This is a genomic window from Nostoc sp., from assembly GCF_036917275.1.
Taxonomy (GTDB): domain Bacteria; phylum Cyanobacteriota; class Cyanobacteriia; order Cyanobacteriales; family Nostocaceae; genus Nostoc.
The window spans coordinates 1-1442 of sequence record NZ_JBALDF010000052.1; the positions used below are offsets into that span (position 1 = coordinate 1).

The 1442-nt window shown below is 28.8% G+C and carries 1 protein-coding gene; it reads right to left on the reverse strand.

The window, feature by feature from the left end; translation table 11 throughout:
- Positions 1-27: 27 nt before the first annotated feature.
- Entirely contained in the window at positions 28-1275 is a 1248-nt protein-coding gene (locus V7K35_RS19205; RefSeq protein ID WP_442939745.1) for an ISL3 family transposase, read from the reverse strand.
- Positions 1276-1442: the final 167 nt, after the last annotated feature.

The following is a 1442-nucleotide window of genomic DNA, read 5'->3' on the forward strand; positions in this document are numbered from 1 at the left end:
TGGTTCTTCAGTACTTGTTATGCCAAACTAATAATAAAAATGCCAATTTAATAAGCATCTTACTCTAAAATTATTAAAGTTTCTAAACCCATAAGCTGAACGCTTAATTAGCTTGAGTTTGTTATTGATGCCTTCAACAACACCACTTGTTGTCCTATTATCAAAGTAAGCTACTATCTCATCAAACCAGCGAATAAAAGTATTGTTACTATTTGGAAAATATTTTTTAGCTTTTGATAGCCATATACCTAGTTTAAAGACTGCCGTATACCAATCATTGGTTTTATTAAAAACTTTTCTGAGTTTCTCTTTTAATTCATGCATTAATTTTAGACTAGGGGACACAGATTTTACCTTAATAAGCTTATTTTTTTGCTCTTCGTTTAAATCTGACTCATTTTTAAGTAAAACATATTTAGTTTTATTTAAGCCTTCTAATATTTGCTCTTGTTTGAATTTTTCTTTTGATGTCTTTGCTTTTTTTATTAACTCTTGTGTATTTCGTCTTTCTCTTTTTCTTTGTGTATCTAATTCCTTATTTATCTGAACCATAACGTGAAATCGATCTGCAACTACTTGAGCTTCAGGCATTAATTCTGTCACTAAGTTTTTATAACCTTTCCATAAATCTATACTGACTTCCTCTATTTGCTTTAAGATTTCAGATCCCCAGCCTATAAGAGTTTCCTTTATTATTTCTTGAGTACGTCCACTTAAAATAGCAATCAGTTTGGATGTATCCAAATCTATTAGTACTGCACAATAATTTCCTTTTCCTTTAACTAGAGCTATCTCATCAATTCCAAGTCTTTTTAATTTTAAAGGTTTTGAATTTGATAATTGTTCCGATGCATCTTTTAACATACCTTCTATCTTTTCTGTTGTGACTATTCCTTTTGAAGCTACAGTGTGGATATCGTTTTCTAAAACTTCTTGTATTGTTTTCTGTGCAAGCCGCTTTGTATAAGTTCTTTTCTTCCTGACAAAATCTAAATTTTCACTAAATGGTTTTTTACATATTTCACATTTGAATTGACGCCTATTAATTTCTAAAAATACTGGACGATCTCCAAAAGGTAAGTCTTTAACAATATGTCGATGATTTTGATGTAATTTCTGACTTTTTGTGCCACACCTGGGACAAGTACTATATAATTTTTTTGATTCGGTTTGTAAAATAATTCCAATTCCATCGTGAAGACGATGTGATATAACTTTTATATCTCCTAAATCAAGAAGCTCTGTGAGAATTTTAATATCTCTTTTACTACTCATAACTGTAAATTTATATAAAAATAGCTGGAATAATATTTACAGTTAACAATAAAAACTATTTATATGTCAATCTTCATAGTACTCCTAGCAGATTATTGATAAATTTTTTAATATTATTTTATATCTATTCTTAATAATTTGGCATAACAAGTACTGAAGAACCATAA

What these genes read in the sequence shown, in the direction of transcription:
- V7K35_RS19205 (WP_442939745.1), bottom strand. Translation starts at nt 1,275, where the DNA reads ATGAGTAGTAAAAGAGATATTAAAATTCTCACAGAGCTTCTTGATTTA.